This window comes from Rhodococcus sp. ARC_M5, assembly GCF_022810405.1.
Taxonomy (GTDB): domain Bacteria; phylum Actinomycetota; class Actinomycetes; order Mycobacteriales; family Mycobacteriaceae; genus Rhodococcoides; species Rhodococcoides navarretei.
Window position 1 is genome coordinate 392,164 of the sequence record NZ_JALGQE010000001.1, and the last position, 7,342, is coordinate 399,505.

The following is a 7,342-nucleotide window of genomic DNA, read 5'->3' on the forward strand; positions in this document are numbered from 1 at the left end:
GCTTCAACCATCCGAGGGAGGAAACCCGCACCGATCGAGCTGGTGGTCCGGACGCGCTCACGTGGAGCGCTGGTCTCATGTTCTGCTCAGCCGACCTTTCGATCGACTCACCTGGTTCAGGCCGCACGCAAGCGCGTCCCGTGTCCAGGCAACCCGACCAGTATGCCGCAGACCGGGCAACAGATCAACTCGGGCTCCGACTCTTGTCGCCGACCGATCTTACCGAGCAGTAAGGTAGCGCAATGACCACTGCCCCGCACACCACCGGTGCGACCTATCGCGCCTGGTCGATGCTTCCCAACAACACCATCGGGTCCGCCGTGTTCTCCGTCGGCATGTGTCTCCGGGTTCCATACTTCGCATCGGTGCTGCCCCGCGTCGTTGCACTCGAGCCGGGCCGCTGCGAGGTCACCGCGCCGAAATGGTTCGGTATTCGAAACCACCTCGGCACGTTTCACGCTATCGCTGCCTGCAATCTCGCCGAGGTTGCCATGGGCATGCTCGCCGAAGCGACCGTACCGACCTCGCACCGATGGATTCCGAAGTCCATGAACGTTCAGTACCTGACGAAGGCCACCACTTCGCTGCGCGCCGTTGCCGAACTCGACGAGATTCCCGATTTCGATTCACTCACCGATGGCCTCGAACTCGTCGTGCCCGTCGCGATCCGCGACACCGCAGGCATCGAGGTGGTGCACGCAGACATCACGATCTGGGTGTCCGCTGCGTCCCGTTGACATACTCGACCGATGGACACGGTGACGGGATCGGAGCACGACAACTCGGTAGTGGTGGTCGGCGGGGCGGGAGCTGTCGGCCGTCTGATGGTCGACCTGCTGCGCGGCGACGGCATCCCCGTCACGATCGTGGACATACAGGCCCGTCCCGACGCCACGTCGCCCATCACGGTCGGCAACATCATCGATCCCGACGACCAGCTCGCCTCGGTGCTCGCGGCAGCAGCCACGGTGATTCTGGCGGTGCCGGAATCGGTGGCGCTGGCAGCCGACCTGTCCGCTGTGCGCCCGGACGCCCTGCTGGTGGAAACCTTGTCGGTCAAGTCCGGCTTCGCCCGCCACCTGGCCGAGACCGATCGACTCGGCTCCATCGTGGGGATCAATCCCATGTTCGCCCCATCGCTCGGGATGACCGGACGCCCGGTGGCCGCCGTCGTGCATCGCCAGGGACCACCGGTTGACGCCTTCCTGGAGAGCATCTCGCGGTGGGGTGGCCGAGTGGTCGTTCTCGACGCCGAACGCCACGATCGCCTCGCTGCCGCGACGCAGGCTCTGACGCATGCCAGTGCCCTGGCGTTCGGCCTGGCACTGGCCGAACTGAATCTCCCGTCCGTCGAGATAAACGCCGTCGCGCCTCCCCCACACACGACGATGCTCGCAGTCCTCGCTCGCATCACCGGCGGAGAACCCGAGGTCTATTGGGATGTCCAGGCCGGAAATCCCCACGCCGCCGAGGCCAGGGCGGCCCTACGCCGAGCGGCTCGGCAGGTGAGCGAGACGGTCGATTCAGGTTCCGAGGCCCAGTTCGCGCAACTGTTGACCGAGGCAGAGTCCGCGCTGGCGGGAAGCGGCGATCACTATCGAGCCGTGTGTGCCGAGATGTTCGGTATCGTTCGAGGTAGCAGTGGTAACCGATGATCACTGGTAACAGCTCGGAGGCGAGGCACGCAATGCTGGAACAGCCGTCGTTGCCGGAGTTCGACTCCGCCGATGTCGTGGAGAGTGCCGTCGTCTCACGGTTGGCGAAGAACTGGGCGCAGCGCGCAACGGTGAAGAAGCCCGAACCCGAGTTGGACGATCTGTTCGACACGACCAAGCAGGATTTTCCCGACGCCCTCATCCCCTTCGGCGAACACGACACTTTCACCGGCGCGACCCCCGAGCAGCAGGATCGACTGCGTGCATGGGGTTGGATCGCATTCAACAAGAACGTGATGGACGTCGAGCAGCACGTCGTACACCCCGGCTTCGCACTGCTGGCCCAGGACGTCTTCGAGACCGGTATGGGCGACACCCTTGCCGTCGCGGTGACCCAGGCGATGGTCGACGAGCAGTACCACACGCTGATGCACCTGAATGCGAGCGCGGCGACACGGCGCGGGCGAGGGTGGGCACTGTCGGAGCGTTCCCTGCCCTTCAGCTCGACGGTACGTCGGCAACGTAGTGCGCAGGCAACCAGCGACGACTCGTGGTCCGCTGCGATCAGCTCGTTGGCATTCATGACAGTTGCGGAGATCTCCATCACGTCCTATCTGGACCTGATCGAAGACGACGACGTCATTCAGCCCATCAATCGGGCGACCGTGAAACTGCACAATCGGGACGAGTACTGCCATGCGTCGATCGCCGACGACATGGCCGCGATCGTCTTCGATCGCCTTGGAGCCAACGACCGACAGAAGTTCCTCGACGGTCTGGTCGACGGCATGGATGCGTTCTCGAGCAGCGATTTCTCGACTTGGCGACGCATTCTCGAGCTCGAGGGTATCCGCGGTGCCGAAGAGATGCTGGCCGACGTCGAGCAGGACAAGAGTCGCCGTGCGTTGGTTCAGGACTACAGCGGGCTCAGGTCTCTGTGCCGGAAGCTCGACGTCGAGGACAGTATCGATATCGATTGGGGCTGACTGCAAAGGTCACCCGGTGTCGACCCGCAGGTAACATTCTCGGGGAATTCCGGTATCAAGTAGTGGCCCTCGACTCCCCGGGGTCCTGTCCCACCATTCACCCCGACAGCTCGGAGATTCGATGTCGTCAGCTCAACACGCAGCCGTACACGTGGAGGACGTACACAAGTCCTTCGGCGATGTGCACGCGCTGCGCGGCATCAGCTTCTCCGCGGAGCGGGGCACGGTGTTGGGCATCCTGGGACCCAACGGTGCCGGCAAGACCACAACGGTGAAAGTTCTCTCCACGCTGATCGCACCCGACACAGGCCGAGCCTTCGTCGCCGGCCACGACGTAGTGGCCGACGCCCCGGCGGTACGACGCTCGATCATGATGACCGGACAGTATGCGGCACTCGACGACACCCTGTCGGGCCGCGAGAACATCGAGCTGTTCGGCCGCCTGATGGGTCTGGACAAGAAGGCCGCCAAGGCGCGCGCCAAGGCTCTGCTCGACGAGTTCGACCTCTCGGATACCGGTAAGCGGCCGGTTCGTGGGTATTCCGGTGGCATGCGTCGCCGCATCGACATCGCGTGCGGGTTGGTCGTACGGCCGGAGGTCGTGTTCCTGGACGAGCCGACGACCGGTCTCGACCCGCGCAGCCGGCAGGGCGTGTGGTCGCTGGTCGAGGCGCTCAAGGCACAGGGCATCACCGTGCTGTTGACAACGCAGTATCTCGAAGAAGCGGACGTCCTCAGCGACAACATCATCGTCATCGACAAGGGCACCGTCATCGCGGAGGGCACGTCCGATCAGCTCAAGGCAATGACCGGTGGCAGTTACTGCGAAGTTGTCCCACTCGATCCCGGTCAGCTCCGAGCGGCCGCTCGCGCATTGGGCGACATGGTCCCTGCGGCCGTACACGCGGAGATCACCGCTACATCCGACCGCCTCTCGGTGCCGGCACCCGACGGTGCCGCAACGCTGTCCGAGATCCTGCGCCGAGTCGACGCAGAGGGCATCGTGTTGGCCGACATCGCACTGCGTAGGCCCTCGTTGGACGACGTGTTCCTCACCCTCACGGGGCACTCGCAAGCGAGCTCGAGCTGATGACGGCCACTACGCGGGGCGTACCGAAAACGCAGGCACGGATCGTGGAGCGAACCGATGTCGGCTCGACGACACAGCAGCCGAAACGGCGGTCCAGGACGAGGCCGTCGGGGCTCGTTCAGTGGAAGGCCCTCACCGGCCGTGCGCTGTGGACCATGCTGACCAAGGGCGAGCTACTGGTCGCTGTCATTGCACCAGCAATCTTCACCATCGGCTTCTATCTGCCACTGAAATTCGTCATGGGTCTGCAGGGCATCGATTACGCCCAGTTCCTCATGCCGATCATCGTTCTGCAAGCCATGGCCTTCACCGCCATTTCTGCTGCTCAACGTGCCTCGCTCGAGTCACTCAGCGGGTTGAACAGCCGACTCAAGACAATGCCCGTCGTACGCGGCGTACCGCTCGTCGCGCGAATCTCCAGCGGCTTCGTTCGGTCTGTCGTTTCCTTGACTGCAGCGCTCGGATTCGGTCACATCATCGGGTTTCGTTTCTCGGCCGGCTTCGGGCAGGCCATGCTCTTCTGCGGACTTGCCCTGCTGATCAGCACCACGCTGTCCGTGGGTGCGGATGCGATCGGCACCCTCTCGAAGAGCCCCGAGGCAACCAGCCAGGCGTTGACGTTGCCACAGCTCATTCTTGGAATGGCGTCCTGTGGTTTCGTACCCGAAAGCGGGTTTCCCGAGGCAATTCGTCCGTTCGTCAGAAACCAACCTATTTCTCAGTTCTCGTTCGCAATGCGCGACATGGCCGACGGCGGCGTGACATTCCAGGTGCTGTGGCCGTCTCTCGTGTGGATCGGCGGCCTCATCCTGTTCTTGGTGCCGCTCGCCATCTGGGCCAGTTCGAGGCCGGAGTAACGAGGAAGAGATGACGATGTCGACCGAAGTCCAGTCCCAGGCCAAGCGTGTCTCGAATCTGACGTTCCCGGAACCGAATCTAGCGTTGCCCGAGAACTCCGCTCGTGCGCTTCTGACGCACAGCCTCATTCAGGCCCGGCGGCTTCTCACGAGGTGGGCGCGCGATCCATCGACCATGATTCAGGCCCTGCTGTACCCCGCACTGATGCTGATCATGTTTCGCGTCGTGCTCGGAAATTCGATTTCCGCTGCGACTGGCACCCCAGCAATTTTCGGACAGGTCCCGATGATCGCCCTCGTGGGGGCGATGTTCGGTTCGATCGTCAGCGCCGTCGGGTTGAAAGCCGAGCGCAACAGCGGATTATTGTCGCGCTTTTACACCACCCCGACCCACCGCGCCTCGGGCCTTCTGGGCCGAATGATTGCCGAGGCGGTCCGTGTGTTGGTGACCACGCTCGTCATCGTCGCGGCGGGTTTGGCTCTCGGATTCGAGTTCACGCAGGGAATCCCGTCGGGTATTGCTCTGGTGCTTCTTCCGATTGTGTTCGGCATCGGGTTCGCCGTCATGGTGACGTTTCTCGCGACCGTCGCCGGCGATGCTCCGCTGGTGGAAGTTGTCTCCATCTTCTGTACCTTGCTGATGTTCTTCAACGCGGGCTTCGTTCCGGTTCTGGCCTACCCCACGTGGTTGCAGCCGCTCGTCGCCGCGCAACCCATGTCCGTCGCGGTCGGTGCAATGCGCAACCTGGCGTTGGGCGGACCGATAATGACTCCTGTACTACAGACCCTCGCGTGGTCCATCGGACTCGTGGTGGTCTTCCTCTACCCCGCGATTCGTGGGTACAGGAAAGCATCCGCCTCGGGCTGACAATCATCGTTTGTCAGCCCCAGACTTGGACCAGGATCTCGGCTGGCCAGTCGGCCCATAGATACGTCACCGGGCCTCACTGCCTCTTTGCGCGGGCGGTTGTGAAATTTTGTGCATTCGAGCTCCCCTCAAGCGCAATCATGTCTGTCGAAGCAGACGCGGTAGGAACTTCATCCGAAATTCGACGGGTGAGGCTTTGAATTTTTCACAGTTGATTACGGGCCAGCGTCTTTTGGCTTCTTACCAGGATCAGATTTACCCGGATGGATTTATTCATAAGGCGTAAACAGCCCATTCTCCGGTTTCGATCTCGCTAGGTCTGTCATCGTGCCCACGTTTGCCCTGGTAGAAACCATCCCAGGTGCCAGTGCCAGCACCATCGGACTCGAGCAACAACGCGGGAACGACATGCTCGGCAGGTTTTTGGACGCTACCGGCCCATCCCGTCCGCGTCTGGCTCGGCCGCATGGTCACCGATGCGGCTATTGCTGCTAATACGGTGTTTTTCGTCGCAATTGGGTTCGATCCGATCAAGATGCCTTGTCGAGGGTCCGCAGACCCTTCTCCACCACTGTCGACGTCAGTTGAATGCCCGTCGTGGCCGCCCGACCGGTGTGGGCTGCACTCGATGCGATGAGCGGCATTCCCTCGGGAGCAATGGTCACTATGCCTGTTTGGCAAAACTGTTTCTGGTTGTTCGGATTGTTTCACCCTCTACTCTTGCCGCAATTCGCCGATACAACAAGCGTCGCGGGCCCTTGGTGGCCGCACTTACGGCAATTTTTCAGTCTCGCCGAACCTGTTACCCTTGCACTTGCAGTTGTTCGACCACTTCTCCACAAGAGACGCGAACAATTCAAGTGAGCGAAAGGCAAATACAGAGTGAACAAGGTGAACCGAATACTTCTCTTGGGAGTTGTGGCGTCTCTCTTGTTGTCCTTCAGCACACTGTTTGCTTCCACGGCCGATGCACAACCAGCCGCATCGCCGCTGCCGCCCTCGTTCGATCGAATGGGCCCGCCGCCCCCCGGGGCGAACGACTGGTCCTGCATTCCGTCCGCTGCGCATCCCCGGCCGGTGGTTCTTGTGCACGGTACCGACATGGACATGTCGTCCACGTGGTCGACGCTGTCACCTGAGCTGGCCGGACAGGGTTACTGCGTGTTCGCGCTCGACTACGGCATGCAATCCGCCTTCTGGGATCCGAGCTACGTGGCTTGGGGTGTCGGCGACATCGCCGACTCCGCCGACGAGCTCTCGGAGTTCGTCGATGCTGTCATCGCCACTACGGGCGCGCCCCAGGTAGACATGGTCGGCCATTCTCAGGGTGGCGTTGTTGCCCGTCAGTACCTGAAGTTCGACGGTGGTGCCGACGCTGCCAACCCTGACCTGAACAAGGTCGACAATCTCATCACCCTCGGGGCGACGAACCACGGCACGAGCTTCAACGGCCTGCAGCAACTGTTCCTCGCAGCCAAGTCGCTGGGGCTGCCTAAAATTATCTCCGAGCAACTGTTGTTCGGTACCGCCGGCTCACAGCAGCTGATCGGATCGCCGTTCCTGAGCAAACTGAACGCCAACAGCGAAGCGTTACCGAATGTGAAGTACACGGTGATAGCCACCAAATTCGATGAGATCGTCACGCCTCCTGAGCGTACGTTCCTCAATACGGCATCGGGGTCTGTCGACAACCTTTGGGTTCAGGACGAATGTCCCACCAGCAAGGCGACCCATCTCGGGCTGACGTCGGACCCTACCGTCGCATCGATGGTCTATTCGGCACTCGATCCCGAATACGTAGCGGCGGGCGCGCCCGCCTGCTCCTGACGTTTTGGCCAACCGCTGACCGGAGCCAGTTGGGCTCCATGTCAGCGGTCGGCTCAACA

8 protein-coding genes are annotated in these 7,342 nt (G+C 62.1%); 7 read left to right on the plus strand and 1 reads right to left on the minus strand.

The genetic code is table 11. From position 1 onward, the window contains the following. The first annotated feature begins 242 nt into the window (after window positions 1-242). The 6 genes from MTX34_RS01925 to MTX34_RS01950 all read left to right on the plus strand — a co-directional run bounded on the left by MTX34_RS01925 (window position 243) and on the right by MTX34_RS01950 (window position 5,456). On the plus strand, window positions 243-737 hold the full coding sequence (locus tag MTX34_RS01925) for a hotdog fold domain-containing protein (RefSeq protein WP_243608244.1): 495 nt from the start codon (window positions 243-245) through the stop codon (window positions 735-737). A gap of 12 nt (window positions 738-749) precedes the next feature. Beyond that, on the plus strand, window positions 750-1,655 hold the full coding sequence (locus MTX34_RS01930) for a prephenate dehydrogenase dimerization domain-containing protein (protein WP_243608245.1): 906 nt from the start codon (window positions 750-752) through the stop codon (window positions 1,653-1,655). Window positions 1,656-1,687: 32 nt separating this feature from the next. Then, on the plus strand, window positions 1,688-2,641 hold the full coding sequence (locus MTX34_RS01935) for a diiron oxygenase (protein WP_243608246.1): 954 nt from the start codon (window positions 1,688-1,690) through the stop codon (window positions 2,639-2,641). 121 nt (window positions 2,642-2,762) lie between these two features. Next, complete coding sequence (locus MTX34_RS01940) at window positions 2,763-3,731, plus strand: ATP-binding cassette domain-containing protein (RefSeq protein ID WP_243608247.1); 969 nt, start codon at window positions 2,763-2,765, stop codon at window positions 3,729-3,731. Beyond that, window positions 3,731-4,588, plus strand: a complete 858-nt coding sequence (locus MTX34_RS01945) for an ABC transporter permease (protein ID WP_243608248.1) — start codon at window positions 3,731-3,733, stop codon at window positions 4,586-4,588. The genes MTX34_RS01940 and MTX34_RS01945 overlap by 1 nt, the downstream gene beginning before the upstream one ends. A gap of 10 nt (window positions 4,589-4,598) precedes the next feature. Further along, on the plus strand, window positions 4,599-5,456 hold the full coding sequence (locus tag MTX34_RS01950; protein WP_243608249.1) for an ABC transporter permease: 858 nt from the start codon (window positions 4,599-4,601) through the stop codon (window positions 5,454-5,456). A 530-nt stretch (window positions 5,457-5,986) separates the two neighbouring features. On the opposite strand, the gene MTX34_RS25620 is transcribed toward MTX34_RS01950, so the two are convergent. Further along, window positions 5,987-6,121: a hypothetical protein gene (locus MTX34_RS25620; protein WP_279392716.1), complete on the minus strand. Its 135-nt coding sequence runs from the start codon at window positions 6,119-6,121 to the stop codon at window positions 5,987-5,989. Window positions 6,122-6,467: 346 nt separating this feature from the next. Between MTX34_RS25620 and MTX34_RS01955 the strand changes: the two genes are divergently transcribed. Further along, entirely contained in the window at window positions 6,468-7,283 is an 816-nt protein-coding gene (locus MTX34_RS01955; protein ID WP_279392717.1) for a triacylglycerol lipase, read from the plus strand. Window positions 7,284-7,342: the final 59 nt, after the last annotated feature.